The sequence below is a fragment of the Xanthomonas sp. DAR 34887 genome, from assembly GCF_041245805.1.
GTDB classification, from domain to species: Bacteria; Pseudomonadota; Gammaproteobacteria; order Xanthomonadales; family Xanthomonadaceae; genus Xanthomonas_A; species Xanthomonas_A tesorieronis.
Window position 1 is genome coordinate 1656258 of record NZ_CP162490.1, and the last position, 18085, is coordinate 1674342.

Below are 18085 nucleotides of genomic sequence, written 5' to 3' on the forward strand. Positions count from 1 at the left end.
CACGCTGGTGCCTGCGTCAGCCGTCGCCTTCGTCGCGGTCCGGGCACGGCGTCGCGATGCCCAACCGTTGCGCCAGGCGCCGCGCATCGAACGGCGCATGCACCTTCATGTCGTTGTCGAAGTAGCAATACACGTCGCGGCGGGCGCGCCGCGCAGCGGCCGGGCCTGCGCGTTGCGGCGCCGCCGGCTCGCCGCCGCGGTGCCAGGCGTCGATCCGTTCGGCCCAGGCATCCAGCGCCTGGTCGCTGTAGCCGCTGGCATACAGCTGCGCGTCGCCATGCAGGCGCAGGTACAGGAAATCGGCGGTCACGTCCTCCAGGTACGGCCATTTGCCGGCGGTGTCGGCCTGCACCAGGGCGACACGATGCTTGCGCAGCAGCGCGATCGCCGCCGGCGTGGCGAAGCTGGGGTGGCGCACTTCCAGCGCATGGCGCAGGCGCCGGTTGCGGTCGATCTTCAGCAGGCTGCGCTCGCGCATGCGGGCGGCATCGCGCTTGCCGGCCAGGGCCAGCGCCGCTTCGTGACTGCGCGGCAGCAGCGCCAGGAAGTCGTCCAGCAAGGCGGAGTCGAAGGCCAGCGACGGCGGCAGCTGCCACAGCAACGGTCCCAGCTTCGGCCCCAACCCGAGCAGGCCGGAGGCGAAGAAGTTGGCCAGCGGCTGCTCGCAATCGCGCAGCCGTTTCAGGTGCGTCACGAAACGCGGGCCCTTGACCGCGAACACGAAGTCGCGCGGCGTCGCATCGCGCCAGGCGGCATAGCTCTTCGGCGTCTGCAGCGAGTAGAACGAGCCGTTGAGTTCGACCGAGCGGAAGCAGCGCGAGGCGTATTCCAGTTCGCGCCGCTGCACCAGCTCGGGCGGATAGAACACGCCGCGCCATCGGGGGTAACGCCAGCCGGAGATGCCGATGCGCAGGCTCATGCGCCGACCATGCCGATGGCAGCGTTCAAGCGCCGTGCATGCCATGGCAAGACCGCGTCGACCGTGGCCGGCGCAGCGCAGGCGGATCAGCTGGCGCTGCTCACTCCTGAGCCGGCGGAGCCGCGATCACCGCGACGCCGGCGCGCTCGCGCCTGGACCGCAACGGCAAGACCACCGCCTGCTGGCCGGGCGCGGCGTACAGCCACAGCGCGCAGCAGGCGGCGTAGGAGGTAAGGTAGCTGCTGCGAAAGGCGACGATGCTGGCGCTGTAGCAGTCCGGCCCGTGCCGCAGGCGCAGGTCGGCGACGTAGTCGAAGGTGTAGTGGCCGGCATCGCGCCACGGCCATTGCGCGCGTTCGTCGGGGTCGCCGATGCCGGCCGGCACCGGGCAGCGCGCGTCCGGGTCCGGACTGCGTTGCCGGCCTTGCGCATCGAACCCGAGGCGCTGCAACTCCCGGTCCGCAACCGCGCGCAGCTGCGGGTGCTGCGCCAGCCAGCGCGCCGCGTCCTGATCCTCGGGCGTGGCCTGCGCAGGACCTGGCGAAGGCGCCAGCGTGTGCCGGTAGCGGTAGCGCACCTGCAGTACGCGCGGGCTGCTGCGTTCCTCGGACAGCGGCGACAACGGCCGCGACAGGGTCAGCGTGTCCTGGAAGTAGTCGCCATCGCGATAGGCCGCGTAGCTGCGGCCGTCGAGGCGCAGCCAGTACAGGGCCTGGTCGCCGCCGCGCCCGTTGATGCTGAAGACAGCCGCCGCCGGCTCCGCTTCGGATGCGGCGTTGGGCGGGGCGAGGAAGCCGTGCGCGGCGTCGCGGCGCAGCACCGCGATCTCGGTGTACAGGCCGGTGCCGCCGACGTAGGCCGTGTCCAGCAGGTCGCGTTGCCCGTCTTCGTCCAGGTCGAGCAAGGTGTAGTGGTGGTTGCCGTTTTCGGAGACGTCGTTCTGCACGACGCTCGCGGCACCCAGGTAGGTGCGCAGCGCCTGCCACTCGGCGGCGGTGACGCCGGCCGGTTGCGTGGGCGGCGCCGCCGCGTTGCCATCCGCGCCCGCCGTGGCGATGTCGAAGCTCAGGCCGGTGGTGTCCGCGTGGCGCTGCAGCACCGTGTCGATCGGAGTGGGGTCGGTGGGCGGTTCGGCCTCGATCTCGCGGCGCAGGCGTTCCAATACCTGGGGCAGCGTCGCCGTGCCGGCATCGGCCGCAGTCGCTTGTGCCGCGTTGAAGGCGGCCAGCGCGAGCAGTGCCGCGGCTGCCCACGCTGTCGGCCGCGGCCGCAGCGTCCGCTGCGCTGCGGCGTCGGCGCAGTGCGCAAGCGCCGCAGCGCGGTTCACGCGCCGCGCATCCATGGCGGGTCGAGCCGCGCGATGCGCGCGAACGCCGGGCAGTGTTCTTGGTGCGCGCCGCGCAGGTAGCCCAGGCTCATCAGGAACTCGCCGGTGATCTCGCCGCCGGTGAAGCGGAAGGTGCGCTTGAACAGCTTGATCCACTCGGCCTTGTCGCGCGAATGGTGCGCATCCAGCCAGGCGGCGAAACCGCCATGCGAGGCGCGCATCCGCTGGATCACCTGCGCGTTGTGGATCGCGGCCTGCACCTTGAGCCGGTTGCGGACGATGCCGGGGTCGGCGAGCAGGCGCAGTACGTCGGCCTCGCCGAATGCGGCGACCTTGTCCACGTCGAACCCGGCGTAGGCGGCGCGGAACCCGGCGCGCTTCTTCAGCATCAGCTCCCAGCTCAGCCCGGCCTGGTTGATCTCCAGCACCAGCCGCTCGAACAGATCGGTTTCGGCGCGCTGCGGAACGCCGTATTCGTCGTCGTGGTAGGGGCCGTGCAGTGCGTGGCCGGGGGCGATGTCGCAATAGCTGGTCATCTCGGTCGGATTCCGTCAGTCGTGCTGGTCGTTGTCTTCGGGGGAGATTTCCGCGCGCTGCGCATCCGGCAAGCGCAGGTCCGGCCAACGCCGTGGCACCAGTTCCAGCTTGCCGGCGCGCAACGCGTCGAACGGCGCATCCGCGCGATCGGGCGACCTGGGCGAGAAATGCACGCGCGCCACGTCCTGCCAGCGGTCCTGGCGGTGCGCATGGATCCGGCACTCCATGCCGAAGGTGTCGGTGTCGTTGCACAGCAACGCCTCGCCGCTGCCGTCGCCGTCCAGGTCGCGTACCAGCAGCACGCAGCGGTCCTCGCGTTGGCGGCAGTCGCCGTCGTGCACGCTGCCGGCGAGCAGCGCCTGCCACCAGCCCTCGCCGGGATCGGCGCTGCCGGCGGCGAGCGGGATGTGCTGGCGCAGTTCGGCCGCCGCATCGATCCGGCCCTGCGCGCGTTGCTCGCCGCTGGCGTCGCCGTCGTCGCCCCAGCGCTGCGTGCGTTGCAGGATGCGTTGCAGCCGGTCGCGCTGCGCCGGTTCCTCGGCGAACCCCGGCGTGTCGCGCAGCGACTGCGCCGCCTGGTAACCGCGGCGGCCGCTGTCGAAGCGCAGGTAGTACAGGTCCACGTCCGCGGCCGCGGTGCGGCCGTCGGCGAAGCGTTGCAACTGGCTGCCGACCACGATGCGGTACGGGTCCAGCAACGGCGAAGCGGTGGCCAGCGCCAGCGCGATCACCACCCAGGACATGGCCCGGTTGACCGGCGCCAGCGGCCGCAGCCAGTGCCCGCCCGGGCGCAGCACCGCCCACGCGTAACCGAACGCGTAACCGCAGGCGACCACCGCCACCAGCACGCCATTGAAGCGCTCCGCGCTCCAGCCGTATTGGTCGATGCGCAGCCACAGCGCGTACAACGCCAGCAGCGCGTACAGCGACAGGCTCAGCAGGCCGGCATCGATCAGCCGCCGCAGCCACTGCGGATACGGCGCGGTGGCGGTGCCGTCCTGATACACCGCATTGACGAACAGCACCAGGGCCGCCACCAGCGCGATCAGGATCTTCGCCGCGGCGCGGGTCTCCCACAGCGGCTGCAGGCCGGTGAACGGCAGGCTCAGCGCGAACAGCACCGCCACGAACGCCAGCAGCGGCAACAGCCCGGTGCAGATCGCGAACAGGATCTGCCGCATCACCTGCACCGCGCGCTGCTGCGTGCGGCCGATCAGCACGCCCAGGCCGAACATGATGCCGGTGGCGAGATAGGCGAAGGCGCTCTGGCGGAACAGCTCACGGAAGAATTCCAGCTTCACCAGCGCGAACAGCGCGCCCCACAGCCACAGCACCAGCCAGCAGACGCCGACGAACAGCCCGGCCAGGGCCAGGGTCAGCGCGTTCTGCCAGGCGTGTTCGAACAATTCGCGGTACGGCGCCTGCCAGTGGCCATGCTGCAGCCGGCACTGCAGCCACGCCAGCAGCACGAACATGCCCAGCGCGGTGGCCATGCCGAATGGAACCAGCACAGCGTCGCTGCGCAGGCCGGGCGCGCCGGTGGCACTCCACGCGGCCCAGCCCGACAGCGCCGCCACCAGCAGCGCCAGGGCGATCGCGTGCTGCCACAGGCGCAATTCGCCAAGGCGCTGCACCGACAGCAGGACCATCGTCGGCACGGTCAGCACCAAGGCGTACCAGCACACCCGGCCGCCCAGCGCCGCGAACGGCCACCACCCGGCATCGGCGCCGCGCTGGGCCAGGTACAGCAGCGCGCCCTGCAGCAGCGCCACCAGGACGATGAAGGCACGGGTCTGGCGCGGCAGGTCGGGGGCGGTTTCCATGCAGGACGGCATCCTTGGCGGCGCGGCGGCGCGCGATCGGGGGCGATTATGGCAGCCCGCTCTGGGCCGACGCAGCGCCGGCCCGGGAGGGACGATAGAATGGGGCCATGTCCGCTTTGCCTACCCCCCTGGCCAACCAGCTGCTGATCGCGCTGCCGGCGCTGTCCGATCCCAATTTCGCGCGCGGCGTGGCCCTGATCTGCCAGCACGACGCCAACGGCGCGATGGGCGTGCTGGTCAACCGCGCTTCCGAATACACGCTAGGCGAAGTGCTGGAGCAGATGGGCATCGACACCATCGACGAGACCCTGCGCGAGCAGGTGGTGCTCAGCGGCGGGCCGGTGCATCCGGAGCGCGGCTTCGTGATCCACGACGGCGAACGCGCCTGGGATTCGAGCCTGGCGTTCGGCGACGGCCTGTTCCTGACCACCTCGCGCGACGTGCTCGAAGCGATGGCGCGCGGCGACGGTCCGCGCCACGCGGTGGTCGCGCTGGGCTGCGCCGGCTGGGGCGCCGGCCAGCTCGAATACGAACTGGGCGAGAACAGCTGGCTGACCGCGCCGGCCGATGCCGAACTGCTGTTCGAGCTGCCGCTGGAGCGGCGCTGGCAGACCGCCGCCGGCCGCATCGGCGTGGACCTGTTCCGCCTCACCGACTACAGCGGGCATGCCTGAGCCCGGCGCGCCCGCTGCGGACAGCGCCGCCGCCGGCACGATTCGCCGCGACGGCACCGTGCTCGGTTTCGACGTCGGCAACCGCCGCATCGGCGTGGCCGTGGGCAGCAGCTTCGGCAGCGGCGCGCGCGCCCTGGCCGTGGTCGACGTGCACGCGCAGGGCCCGGACTGGCCGGCGCTGGACCGCCTGCACGCCGAATGGCGGCCGCACGGCCTGGTGGTCGGCGATCCGCTGACCCTGGACGGCGCCGACCAACCCAACCGCAAGCGCGCGCATGCGTTCGCCCGCGAACTCGGCGCCCGCTACAAACTGCCGGTGGTACTGGTCGACGAGCGCTCCAGTTCGGTCGAGGCGGCCAAGCGCTTCGCCGTGGACCGCGCCGCCGGCCGCAAGCGCCGCCGCGACGCCGCCGCGCTGGACGCGGTGGCCGCCGCGGTGATCATCGAGCGCTGGCTGGCCGCGCCCGACGACGCCACTCCCATTTCCTGATTCCCTGCCCGGACCCGCCATGACTGACCCGCAACTCGATTCGAACGGGCGCCTGCGCCACCTGCTGACCCTGGAAGGCCTGCCGCGCGCGACCTTGCTGCAATTGCTGGACCGCGCCGGGCAGATCCGCGACGCGGCGGTGGGGCGGGTCGGCAAGCGCAACGTGCTGGCCGGCACCGCGGTGTGCACCCTGTTCTTCGAACCATCCACGCGCACCCGCAGCTCGTTCCAGCTGGCCGCGCAGCGGCTCGGCGCGGACGTGCTGAACTTCGACGCCTCGACCTCGTCCACGCGCAAGGGCGAGACCGCGCGCGACACGCTGAAGAATCTGGAAGCGATGGGCGTGCGCGGCTTCGTCGTGCGCCATCCCGAGGACGGCGCCGTCGAGCGCCTGGCCGAAGCGGCCGGCGAGGGCACCGCACTGATCAACGCCGGCGATGGCCGCAGCGCGCATCCCACCCAGGGCCTGCTCGACATGCTGACCCTGCGCCACGCCAAGGGCGGCGATTTCTCCAAGCTCAAGCTGGTCATCGTCGGCGACGTCAAGCACTCGCGCGTGGCGCGCTCGGACCTGCACGCGCTGCGCACGCTCGGTGCCGGCGAAGTGCGCGTGTGCGGCCCGCAGGCGCTGCTGCCCGACGACGGCACCCTGGACGGCTGCGTGGTCGGCGACGACTTCGACGCCATGCTCGACGGCGTGGACGCGGTGATGATGCTGCGCCTGCAGCGCGAGCGCATGGAAGAAGGCCTGGTGTCCTCGCTGGAGGGCTACCACGCGCAATACGGCCTCACCGCCGAACGCCTGCGCCGCGCCGCGCCGGGCGCGGTGGTGCTGCACCCGGGCCCGATCAACCGCGGCGTGGAGATCACCGACGAGGTCGCCGACGGCGCGCAGTCGTGCATCCTGCGCCAGGTCGCCAACGGCGTGGCGGTGCGCATGGCGGTGCTGGAGACGTTGTTGGGGTGAGGCGAACAGGCGATCGCGACTGAACTTGTGGGAGCGACTTCAGTCGAGACGGGCATTATCGCTAAGGCCCGTCGCGACTGAAGTCGCTCCCACGGTGGATTTCGCGATGTGGATACCGTTCGGCACACCCGCGCCCGCGCGATTCGGCCTACCATCGGTGGCGATCCTCCCCACGGACGCCCACATGATCCATATCCTGCGCCGCGCCGGCTTCGCCGCGGCTTGCGCTTCCCTCGTCGCCTTCGCCCAGGCCAGCGCTGCCGCGCCGGCCGCTGCCGCGCCCGCCGGCTACGACCCGCTGGCCCTGTTCGCGCCACTGCAATTGCCGCAGCCGGCCAATGCCTACCGCAGCGGCGGCGGCGTGCCCGGGCCGCTGTACTGGCAGAACCGTGCCGACTACGACCTGCACGCCACCATCGATCCGGCCACGCGCACGCTCAGCGGCCAGGAAACCATCACCTACAGCAACCGCAGCCCGGACACGCTGGACGTGCTGTGGCTGCAGCTGGACCAGAACATCTACCGCGTCGACGCGCGCGCCCACGGCGTGCGCCCGGCGCGGGCAGACCGTCCATCCGCGCCGTCCAGCGACGGCTACCGGATCGCCAAGGTGGAAGTGGAGCAGGGCGGCAAGCGCGTGCCGGCCAATTTCCTGATCGACGACACGCGCATGCGCGTGGACCTGCCGCAGCCGCTGGCCGGCGCCGGCAAGACGCTGAAGCTGCATATCGACTACGCCTACACGGTGCCCGGCGCCTGGGGCGGGCGCACCGCGGTGACCGCGACCGGCGACGGCGACATCTACGAGATCGCGCAGTGGTATCCGCGCATGGCGGTGTACGACGACCAGCGCGGCTGGGACACGCAGCCCTACCTGGGCGCGGAGTTCTACCTGGAATACGGCGACTTCGACTACGCGGTGACGGTGCCGTGGAATTACCTGGTCGCCGGCTCCGGCGAACTGGTGAACCCGGCGCAGGTGCTGACCGCCACGCAGCGCCAGCGCCTGGCCCAGGCCGCGGCCAGCGACCGCACCGTAGCGATCCGCAGCGCCGCGGAAATCGGCGATGCGGCCAGCCGGCCCACCGCCAGCGGCACCCAGACCTGGCGCTTCCACATGGCGCATACCCGCGACGTGGCCTTCGCCGCCTCGCCGGCCTTCGTCTGGGACGCGGCGCGCATCAACCTGCCCGAAGGCAAGCATGCGCTGGCGATGTCGGTGTATCCGCGCGAAGGCGTCGGCGCCGACAAGTGGGACCGCTCCACCGAGTTCGTCAAGGCCTCGATCGAGCATTTCTCGCAGTGGTATCCGTATCCGTGGCCGGCGGCGGTGAACCTGGGCGGCCACGGCGCCGGCATGGAATATCCGGGCATCGTCTTCGACGACATGCACGACGGCGGCAAGGACCTGTTCTGGATCACCGCGCACGAACTGGGCCACGGCTGGTTCCCGATGATCGTCGGCTCCAACGAACGCCGCTACGCGTTCATGGACGAAGGCTTCAACACCTTCATCGACGTCTACGCCTCCGATGCCATCAACCACGGCGAATTCGCGCCCAAGCGCGACAGCGAGTACGCGCCCAAGGGCGGCAACCCGGTCGAGGAGATCCTGCCGCTGCTGGCCGATGCGCAGGCGCCGAACCTGCTCGATCGCGCCGACGCCACCAGCGAGACCTACCGGCATCCGCTGACCTACTTCAAGGGCGCGCTGGGCCTGGTGCTGCTGCGCGAACAGATCCTCGGCCCGGCGCGCTTCGATCCGGCGTTCCGCAAGTACATCGCCACCTGGGCATACAAGCATCCGACCCCGTCGGATTTCTTCCGGCTGATGGAAAGCGAGTCCGGCGAGGATCTGTCGTGGTGGTGGCGCGGCTGGTATCTCAACAACTGGCAGCTGGACATGGGCGTGCGCGCGGCCAGCTATGTCGAACACGATCCGGGCAAGGGCCTGCTGGTGACCTTGCAGAGCCGGCAGAAGCTGGTGATGCCGGCGACGTTGCGCATCGACTTCGCCGACGGCAGCCACCTCGACCAGCGCGTGCCGGTGGAGACCTGGATCCAGCAGACCCAGCCGCAGATCCGCGTGCCGAGCACGCAAAGGGTGCTGCACGTGATCCTGGACCCCGAGCACAAGCTGCCCGACGCCGATCGCGCCGACAACCAGCTCGACACGGTGAGCTGAGCCGCATCTCATTCGCGGCGCGCGGCGGGCGCATGCCGCTTGCGCCGCCGCGCCGGCACGGCGATAGTGCCGCGCCGCACGCGTCCGCGTGCGTCTGCACGCAGGAGAAGGACCTTGCCCTCCATTGCCGGCCTCGCCACCGCGATCATCCTGTCCGTCATCGACGCAGCGGGTGCGGCGACGAAGGCTGCGCGTGCGCCAAGCGCGGCGCGTTCGCACGCGGTCGCCGCGCCGCGCGCCGGCATGTCGCTGCGCCGGCAGCCACGCGCGCCGCGTATCGCCCTGGCGCTGTGCCTGCTGGCGGCCGCACCGCTCGCCGGCGCCTGGCATCCGCAATATCCGCCCTGGGCCGGCACGCCGCCGAGCGCGGCATGCAAGGTGCAGGCGCTGGCACCGGCCGATGGCGGCGCGGTGAGCTGGGACGGCATCGCGACCTATCGCCATGCCGGACTACGCCTGGAACTCGATTTCACCGACACGCCGACGCTGCGCCTGTTCGATGCGCAGGGTCGCGCCTTGGCCGCGCCGGTGGCGATGAGCGGCGCGCGGCTGGGCTTCCACGGCGTGGAAACGCTGGACCTCAACCACGACCGGCGACCGGATTTCGTCGTCACCCTCGGCAGCGGCGGGGTCGGCCTGGCCGGCGGCAATGCCTGGCGCCGGGTGATGCTGTCCGATGGCGACCGCTATCGGCCGATCGACGTGGCCACCCATGAGCCCACCGCCGACGACTACCGCCTGCTGCCGCGCCATGCCGGTTGCGGATTGCTGCAACTGGTGCCGGTGTGGGCCGATGCGTCGCTGACGCGCGACCGCAAACCGCATCTGTTCTGGGTCTATCGCCTGTTGCGTTTCGACCACGGGCGCGTGCGCTACGCCGATGCGCGCCTGCCTGAATTGCCCAAGTGGATCCTCTACACCGCGCGACCGCACAACAGCCGCGCCACCAACCTGCTCGGGCCCGCGCAGAAGCGCGTGGCGTGGGCGGCGCGCGAGCACGGCGAGATCACACCCGCGCCCGCCACGCCGTAGCGGTCCCGATCTGCCGGGCGGTCGTCGGCGACCCGGTTCGGCCGGCGTCGCCTGCGCCGTTCCATGCTGCGTGCGCAACATCGCTTGCAGGTGGGCCGATGCGCCAATGACGCGCGAATGTCTCCGTTACCAGGCCAGCGCGCCCGGCGGGTGGCGCCACGCGCCGTGCCGATGGCGCTGCGTCGCGGCTCTTCGTCGCATTCGGCACGCCTGTAACAGCGCACGCGAGTGCGTTGCCGCCGCCTGTCTTCGCCTGTCGTTGTCTGTCTCCGCTTGTCCATTCGTGTCTGTTTCGCCTGTCTTGCGGCGCGATCGTAGGTACGGATCTAGCTTCCCGCTTTGACCGATTGCGTCCGCGCAAGGCCGGGCGAAGACTGCGCCCGGCCCCCACGCCCCGTGCCATCGCCCATCGCGTCCGCGAGGGCGCCAGGCATCTATCGCTGCAAGATGGGAGAGTCTGATGAACATCCAGCCGCTCAAGTGCGCGCTCGCGCTTGCCCTGGTTTCCTGCGTATCGCCGGCCGTCGCCGGTCCGGTCGGCTACGGCGCCGCCACCACCGGCGGCGGCAACGCGATCCCGATCAACGTCGCCACGATGCAGGCGATGCAAACGGCGATCGACAACTACTCCGGCAGCGGCGGGCTGGTGCTGAACTACACCGGCCAGTTCGATTTCGCCAGCATCGGCAATGTCTGCGCGCAGTGGCAGCTGCCGGCCAAGACCGTGCAGATCAAGAACAAGAGCAACATCACCATCAAGGGCGCCAACGGCTCCTCGGCGAACTTCGGCCTGTGGGTGGTGGGCAATGCGCACAACATCATCATCCGCAACATGACCATCGGCCTGCTGCCCGGCGGCGAGGATGCCGACTCGATCTCGCTGGAAGGCAATTCCAGCGGCGAGCCGTCCAATATCTGGGTCGACCACAACACCTTGTTCGCCTCGTTGACCAAGTGCGCCGGGGCCGGCGATGCCTCCTTCGACGGCGGCATCGACATGAAGAAGGGCGTCCACCATGTCACCGTGTCCTACAACTACGTGCACGACTACCAGAAAGTCGCGCTCAACGGCTACAGCGACAACGACACCAAGAACGCCGCGGCGCGTACCACCTATCACCACAACCGCTTCGAGAACGTGGAGTCGCGGCTGCCGCTGCAACGCCGCGGGCTGAGCCACATCTACAACAACTACTTCAACAATGTGTTCACCTCGGGCATCAACGTGCGCATGGGCGGGATCGCGCTGATCGAGGCCAACTACTTCGAGAACGCAAAGAACCCGGTGGCCTCGCGCGACAGCAGCGAAATCGGCTACTGGGACTTGATCAACAACTACGTCGGCAGCGGCATCACCTGGAGCGTGCCGGACAGCACCAGCAAGCCCTACGCCAACGCCACCACCTGGATCTCGTCGAAGACGTTCCCGCAGCCGCTGGGCTACGTCTATACCGCGCTCCCGGCGGCGCAGGTCAAGGCCAAGGTCATCGCCACGGCCGGCGCCGGGACCAACCTGGCCGAGTAGCCGTTCGACCGGCGCGCGGTCACGTTCGGTCCGGCCCGGGGCGCCGCCGCCGCGCGGCTGTCCGTGCGCGCGCCGCAGCTTCCAGGCGAGCGGCGCGTACACGGGAAGCGCGGCGCCATCTGCTCGGTTTCGCACCGGGGCGAACATCGAGCACGCGGGTCGCAACGACCCGCCGGCTGCACGGCGAGCGCTTCGCCGGCGCGCTCGTGTCGCATGTTTTTCACGTGGATTTCATCGATCCGTGCGCGCCGCGGTCGCCGCGCCGCTTACTGTGCACATGCCGCTCACCTCGCTGACGGAGTTCAATAAAATATGCGTAATTGCGCATAAAGAATTTGCAGCGGTCGCCGTTACACCGCCCAAGCAACGGTGCACGCGTTGTGCGCGATGGGCCTGGATTTCGAACGATTCGGCCTGCCGCTCGCGCTGCATCGCGGCTTCCCGACGCCTGTCGTTTCGTGCCCGTTTCCGCATCGTTCAGGATCGCGGCGCACTTCAATTCCTTCCCCCAAGCAGGTACCTCATGATCGGATTTCTTCAGCGCTACAACGTCGGCACGCGCCTCTCCGCTGCCTTCGGCGTGCTCATCCTGCTTTCCTGCGCGCTCGTCGTCGCCGGGTTGATGACCCTCGCGCAGGCGCGCGAACGCATGGACACCATCGTCAACCGCAACATGACCATCCTCGAGTACACCAGCGAGATGCGCGAGGCCAGTTCGATCATCGCGGTCAACCTGCGCAACATCGTCCTGCCGACCACGCAGGAAGAGAACGTCCAGTTCGGAAAGCGCGTCGAGCAGCAGCGGCAGCGCTACAGCGAGGCCCACGACAAGCTCTATGCGATTCCGGTGTCCGATGCCACCGGCGCGCAGATGCGCAGGCAGATCGACCTCGGGTACCAACGCGCGCGCGGTGCCAACCAGCAGGTATTGGATCTTGGCATGAACGGCAAGCCCGACGAGGCGCTCAAGGTCATGCTGACGCTGGCGGCGCCTGCCACCCAGCAATGGCAGGACGCGCTCAACGCGTATTCGGAGCGGCAGCGCCAACGTGGCGCCAGCGCCTACGCCACCGCCAATACGGCGATGGACCGCGGTCGTGCCATGCTCATCGGCGGCGGTCTGGCAGTGATCCTGGTCAGCAGCCTGCTGGCCTGGCTGATCACCCGCAGCCTCACCGTGCCGCTGAGCCGTGCCACGCGCGCGGCCGAGGCGATCGCGCGCGGCGACCTGGACAACGATGTGCAGACCCAGGCCCGCGACGAGACCGGCCGCCTGCTGCGCGCGATGCAGGGCATGCAGCAGCAATTGCGCAGCCTGATCGCCGCGCAGCTGGACATGGCCAAGCGCCACGACGCCGGGCAGATCAGCTTCCGCATGAGCGCCACGACGCCGGGCAGATCAGCTTCCGCATGGATGCCGCTGCATTCCCGGGCGACTACGGGCGCATGGCGGCGGAAACCAACGCCTTGGTCGGATCGCACATCGAGATGAAGCTGAAGCTGGCGCAGATCATGGGCCGCTATGCGGTCGGCGACCTCAGCCAGGACATGGACCGTCTGCCGGGCGAAAAAGCGGTGCTGACCCGGACCATGGACGAAGTAAAGGCGAATCTGTCGGCAATGAACGGCCAGGTCAAACAGCTGGCGCAGTCCGCCGCCAACGGCGACTTCAGCGCCCGCGGCGATGCGGCGCGTTTCCAGTTCGACTTCCGGGTCATGGTCGAGAGCCTCAACCAGTTGATGACCACCGCCGACGGCAATCTGCAGGCGCTGTCGGGTTTGCTGCAGTCCATCGCCGCCGGCGACCTGACTGCGCGCATGCACGGCGAGTTCCACGGCGTGTTCGCGCAGATGCGCGACGACGCCAATGCCACGGCCCAGCAACTGGCCGAGATCGTCGGCCGGATCAAGCACTCGGCGGTGTCGATCGATGCCGCCGCCAGCGAGATCGCCACCGGCAACGACGACCTGTCGCGCCGCACCGAGCAGCAGGCCGCCAGCCTGGAAGAAACCGCCGCGTCGATGGAAGAGCTGACGTCCACGGTGAAGCAGAATGCCGAGCATGCGCGCCAGGCCAACCAGCTCGCAGTCGGTGCCGCGTCGGTCGCGTCGGAAGGCGGCGAGGTGGTCGGCCAGGTGGTGACCACGATGAGCGGCATCGAGGCTTCGTCGAAGAGAATCGCCGACATCATCAGCGTCATCGACGGCATCGCCTTCCAGACCAACATCCTGGCGCTCAATGCGGCAGTGGAAGCGGCGCGCGCCGGCGAGCAGGGCCGCGGCTTCGCCGTGGTCGCCAGCGAGGTGCGCACGCTCGCCCAGCGCTCGGCCGGCGCGGCCAAGGAGATCAAGGAACTGATCGACGACTCGGTCAGCCGCGTTGCCGAAGGCTCGGCGCTGGTCGGCCAGGCCGGCAAGACCATGCACGAGATCGTGTCCTCGGTGCAGCGCGTCACCGACATCATGGGCGAGATCTCCGCCGCCTCGCAGGAGCAGTACGCCGGCATCGAACAGGTCAACCAGACCGTGACCCAGATGGACGAGAGCACCCAGCAGAACGCCGCCTTGGTGGAAGAAGCCAGCGCCGCGGCGCGGTCGATGGAGCAGCAGGCCACCGAGCTGGCGCAGGCAGTGGCCTTGTTCAAGCTGGAAGACAACGCCGCGCCGATGCGCCAGCCGACCTCGGCAATCGCGTCGAAGCCGAGGAGCTACGCGCGTCCGGTGCCGACGCCGACCGCTGCACGTCGCCTGCAGTCGGTCGCCATGGCGACCAGCGACAAGGATTGGCAGGAGTTCTGACCGGCACTGCGATGTTCGCCGCTCTCCGATCGGAGGGCGGCTCGCCGTCGCGGTGCGCACCCATCGCGTGTCGCGCTGGGTGCGCGGGCCGGAGACCGCAATGGAATGATCGCGCTGACAGACCTGTAGACAGCGGCAGCGGCCTGGACCGCCGCATTCGCATGCCTCGCGGCTGCAAGACCTGGCCGCTCCCGGTCGCGGCACGTTGATGCCGCCGCGCGCCACCGCAAGCGCAGAGCACCGCCTGAGAAGCCCGGGCACTGCGCGCGCACGCCGCAGGCAAACGCCGCGCCCGGTCGCGCGCGCGGCGCCGTGATTTTGGCTATATTTGCCGCGCGGGCGCCGGCAGGGGCGGGCGTCGCAGATCAAGGAAAGATCGTGGAAATCAAGCAACGCCGCTTTTCGAACCGCATCGGCTATGTCTTCGGCGACGACGAGTTGCACTATTCGGTGCAGGACAGTTCCGGCAGCCGCAGCTTCTCGGTGGCTTACGGCGACATCGGCCGCGACCGCCAGACGCTGACCGAACGCAACCAGTGGCTGCGCAATGCCGGCCTGCTATGGGGCGTGTTCGGGCTGGTACTGACCGTGATGTCCTCCATGAAATACCACGCATTCACGCCCTCGTTCTGGCTGTGGATCGGCATGGTCTGTTATGCCGCCTACCACCTCGTGGTGACCCACTACCTGATCATTCCGACCGAAAAAGGCAATCTGCTGGTGATCAAGAATGCCGACGGCGAGCGTATCGTCGCGCAGATCGAGCAGCGCCGCGCCAGCTACCTGCGGCGCGAGTACGACGTCATGCTCGCCGAAGAGCATCCCGAGCAGCGCCGTAGCCGCTTTCGGTGGCTGCATCGCGAGGGCGTCCTGAGCAGCCAGGAACTGGAACAACGCCTGCAGCAGGTGGATGCGCGCGATCCGGCGCTGCTGGTGGTGCAACAGGTCTTGTCGGGCAACCAACTGCCGTGAGCCGGCCGCGCATCGCCGACGCGGGCGCCTGCGGCGCACGCGGGGACATGAAGCTGATGCAGCGTCCGCCGTCTCCGTGCTGCCGTGTCTGTTCGCCCAGGCCTGCAAACGGGTAAGGATCGCGTGCCTGCGTGTTCGTAATGCGGGTTTGCGCATGCAACGAAAACGCCGCGGCCGTCGCCGGCCGCGGCGCTGCGGGTGCCGGCGAGGCCGGTTACTGCGGCGGTTTCGTTGACGGGCTGCGCGGGAGCACGTACGAGGTGATGTACTCGCCGTTGGAGCCGTAGACCACGACGATCATCTGGGTGGCGTCCTGGTAGACCACGGTGGCGCTGCACGGGCAGCTCGCGGCGGCGGTGACCATGCCGAGCGGGCGGTCCTTCTCGTCGTTGACGACGAGCAACTGCTCTTCGGCGGCCAAGCCGATCGGCAGGCGCGATTGGGCGCCCGGGGTGAGCGAGAGCACGGTGATCACCTCGTCCTTCGACGAATTGATCTGGGCGAAGGTCAGCCCGGACTTCTCGAACGTGTAGACCTTGAACAGCGGCGACAGGCTGACGTTCTTCTTGCCGACCGGGACGCGTTCGCCCAGGCCTTGGATGGTGTCGTTGGCTTCCAGCTTCTGCCCGGTGGCGTGGGTCTGCGCCGCGGTGAATGCGACGGCCAGAACCGCCAGGGTCAACAGGGGTTTGATCATGGTGTCTCTCCTTGTCTCGATGAAGCGGACCGTTGCGCTTGGGCCGTGCGGTAGCCGTGGTCCTTTCCGGCCGAACCGTTCGGTGCAGACCATCTCCAGGCCTGCCATCACACGTGCGGACGGAGCCGTACCTGGCGGCCGGCGTAGCGCCCTTGTGCGGCGCTACCTCGGTCGTCGGGGCACACTTCCGACGCGACACTAAGTTCAGTATTTCTGACGTTAGTATCGCTGTCAATATCTAAAATCAACGACATACGTCGCGCGCGGCAAAAAATCTTTTGTTTTGTATCTCCGAACTTCGGTTTGCCACCCTGGCCGCGCGGTTTGTGCTCCGTTTGCATGCATGCAGGCGGTCGAGCGGGTGAGGGAACACGAACGGCGGGCGAGGGCAGAGCGACGGACCTGCGTCCGGCGGTGCGCTGCCGCCTAGGCTGCACGCGACAGCCCGGCGCGGTGGGGCGGGCGCGTCGCCATTCGCCAGCCCGAACGCTGCGTCATACGTCCGCTGCCGTTGCGCGAAGGCGCCACGCGTCCGTCGGCGGCCGGGGTTCTGAAGACCCGGTGCGACCCGCTCAGGATCGACTGGCGCGTGACCGCGAGCACGGCGCCATCGCGACGCGGTATCGTGTCGGGATTCCTGCCAATCGACGAACCCGATGCCGCATCCGTCCATGCCTCCCGGTCCCGCCGCCCCGTCCGCCGCGCCGGCGTTGCGCCATGCGTTGAAGCCGCGACAACTGATCATGATGGGGCTGGGCAGCGCGATCGGCGCCGGCCTGTTCCTGGGGTCGGGCGTGGGCGTGCACGCGGCCGGGCCGGCGGTGCTGATTTCTTACCTGGTCGCCGGCGCGCTGGTGATCATCGTGATGAACGCACTGGGCGAGATGGCCGCGGCCAAGCCGGCCAGCGGCGCGTTCTCGGTGTACGCCGCCGATGCGATGGGCGCCACCGCGGGCGCGACGGTGGGGTGGTTGTGGTGGCTGCAGCTGGTGATCGTGATCGCCGCCGAAGCGGTGGGCGCAGCCGGGCTGTTGGCGACGGTCTGGCCGGCGTTGCCGGTGCCGCTGGTCGCCGTGGTGTTCATGGCCGCCTTCACCGCGATCAATCTGCTCGGCGTGCGCAATTTCGGCGAGTTCGAATTCTGGTTCGCGATCCTCAAGGTGGTGGCGATCCTGGCCTTCATCCTGGTCGGCGTGGCGCTGCTGGCCGGCTGGCTGCCGAACGTGGCTTCGCCGGGATGGTCCAACGTCACCGGCAATGGCGGCTTCGCGCCCAAGGGGCTGGCCGGCATCGGCGCGGCGCTGCTGGTGGTGGTGTTCGCCTTCGGCGGCACCGAGATCGTGGCGGTGGCCGCGGCCGAGACCGCCGACCCGGAGCGCAGCATCGCGCGCGCGATCCGCACCGTGGCCTGGCGCATCCTGGTGTTCTACATCGGCTCGCTGAGCGTGATCATTGCGGTGGTGCCGTGGCAGAGCGAGGCGCTGAGTTCGCCGTTCGCCGCGGTGCTGCAGGCGGCCAAGATTCCCGGCGCGGCCACCGGCATCACCCTGATCGCGGTGATCGCGCTGCTGTCGGCGCTCAACGCCAATCTGTACGGCGCCTCGCGCATGATCTTTTCGCTGGCGCAGCGCGGCGAGGCGCCGCGCGTGCTGGCCTTCACCAACGGCCAGCAGGTGCCGCTGCTGGCGGTGCTGGCCAGCGTGCTGTTCGGCTTCGTCGCGGCGGTGCTGGAATTTCTGTATCCCAACCGCGTGCTGCCGACGCTGCTGAACATCGTCGGCGCGACCTGCCTGCTGGTGTGGACGATCTCGCTGCTGTCGCAGCTGATCCTGCGCGCGCGCGCCGATCGCGCCGGGACGCGCCTGCCGTTCCGCATGCGCGGCTATCCGCTGCTGACCTTGCTGGCGTTGGCGATCCTGGCGCTGATCTTCGGCCTGCTGGTGGCCTCGCCCGACACCCGTGCGCAATTCCTGTCGATGGCCGCGCTGACCGCAGCGATCGCGCTGATCAGCGGCGTGGCGCGGCGCCTGCGCGCGTAGCGGACAGGCTGGGGTGCGCGCCGCTTTCCGTAGGAGCGGCTTCAGCCGCGACAGGACGTCGGAGGCGTTCCCGTTCCTGCAACATGCGTTGATCCGCGG

General features: G+C 69.4%; 13 protein-coding genes and 1 pseudogene. 9 read left to right on the plus strand and 5 right to left on the minus strand.

The genetic code is table 11. The features are described from left to right. Nucleotides 1-16: 16 nt before the first annotated feature. From AB3X08_RS06980 to AB3X08_RS06995, 4 genes are all read right to left on the minus strand, one after another. Nucleotides 17-919, minus strand: coding sequence for a DUF72 domain-containing protein (locus tag AB3X08_RS06980; RefSeq protein ID WP_369937166.1), 903 nt, complete (start codon nt 917-919; stop codon nt 17-19). 100 nt (nt 920-1019) lie between these two features. Continuing rightward, nucleotides 1020-2261 (minus strand): hypothetical protein, encoded by a 1242-nt coding sequence (locus AB3X08_RS06985; RefSeq protein ID WP_369937168.1) that lies wholly within the window; start codon nt 2259-2261, stop codon nt 1020-1022. Further along, a complete protein-coding gene (locus tag AB3X08_RS06990; protein WP_369937169.1) occupies nt 2243-2782 on the minus strand; it encodes a DNA-3-methyladenine glycosylase I in 540 nt (179 codons plus the stop codon). Before AB3X08_RS06990 ends, AB3X08_RS06985 begins: the two co-directional genes overlap by 19 nt. Before the next feature lie 15 nt (nt 2783-2797). Then, the gene (locus AB3X08_RS06995; protein WP_369937170.1) at nt 2798-4606 is read right to left on the minus strand and encodes a DUF4153 domain-containing protein; all 1809 of its coding nucleotides are present in this window, start codon (nt 4604-4606) and stop codon (nt 2798-2800) included. A 107-nt stretch (nt 4607-4713) separates the two neighbouring features. Here AB3X08_RS06995 and AB3X08_RS07000 point away from each other — a divergent pair, with 107 nt between their 5' ends. From AB3X08_RS07000 to AB3X08_RS07035, 8 genes and pseudogenes are all read left to right on the plus strand, one after another. Further along, complete coding sequence (locus AB3X08_RS07000) at nt 4714-5280, plus strand: YqgE/AlgH family protein (RefSeq protein WP_369937172.1); 567 nt, start codon at nt 4714-4716, stop codon at nt 5278-5280. Continuing rightward, nucleotides 5273-5770 carry a Holliday junction resolvase RuvX gene (gene ruvX / locus AB3X08_RS07005; RefSeq protein ID WP_369937174.1) on the plus strand — a complete coding sequence of 166 codons (498 nt, stop codon included), beginning with the start codon at nt 5273-5275 and terminating at the stop codon, nt 5768-5770. Before AB3X08_RS07000 ends, ruvX begins: the two co-directional genes overlap by 8 nt. A gap of 19 nt (nt 5771-5789) precedes the next feature. After that, nucleotides 5790-6737, plus strand: a complete 948-nt coding sequence (locus AB3X08_RS07010; RefSeq protein WP_184410681.1) for an aspartate carbamoyltransferase catalytic subunit — start codon at nt 5790-5792, stop codon at nt 6735-6737. 184 nt (nt 6738-6921) lie between these two features. Then, nucleotides 6922-8922 carry a M1 family metallopeptidase gene (locus AB3X08_RS07015; RefSeq protein ID WP_369937175.1) on the plus strand — a complete coding sequence of 667 codons (2001 nt, stop codon included), beginning with the start codon at nt 6922-6924 and terminating at the stop codon, nt 8920-8922. Between the two features lie 114 nt (nt 8923-9036). Then, nucleotides 9037-9954 carry a hypothetical protein gene (locus AB3X08_RS07020; RefSeq protein WP_369937176.1) on the plus strand — a complete coding sequence of 306 codons (918 nt, stop codon included), beginning with the start codon at nt 9037-9039 and terminating at the stop codon, nt 9952-9954. Between the two features lie 460 nt (nt 9955-10414). Beyond that, nucleotides 10415-11479: a pectate lyase family protein gene (locus AB3X08_RS07025; RefSeq protein ID WP_369937177.1), complete on the plus strand. Its 1065-nt coding sequence runs from the start codon at nt 10415-10417 to the stop codon at nt 11477-11479. 523 nt (nt 11480-12002) lie between these two features. Next, nucleotides 12003-14278, plus strand: a pseudogene (locus tag AB3X08_RS07030) (methyl-accepting chemotaxis protein). Nucleotides 14279-14656: 378 nt separating this feature from the next. Continuing rightward, nucleotides 14657-15250, plus strand: coding sequence for a hypothetical protein (locus AB3X08_RS07035; RefSeq protein ID WP_369937178.1), 594 nt, complete (start codon nt 14657-14659; stop codon nt 15248-15250). A gap of 214 nt (nt 15251-15464) precedes the next feature. On the opposite strand, the gene AB3X08_RS07040 is transcribed toward AB3X08_RS07035, so the two are convergent. Continuing rightward, complete coding sequence (locus AB3X08_RS07040; protein WP_369937179.1) at nt 15465-15947, minus strand: hypothetical protein; 483 nt, start codon at nt 15945-15947, stop codon at nt 15465-15467. Nucleotides 15948-16603: 656 nt separating this feature from the next. Here AB3X08_RS07040 and AB3X08_RS07045 point away from each other — a divergent pair. Further along, nucleotides 16604-17986 (plus strand): amino acid permease, encoded by a 1383-nt coding sequence (locus AB3X08_RS07045; RefSeq protein WP_369937180.1) that lies wholly within the window; start codon nt 16604-16606, stop codon nt 17984-17986. The last annotated feature ends 99 nt before the right edge of the window (nt 17987-18085 follow it).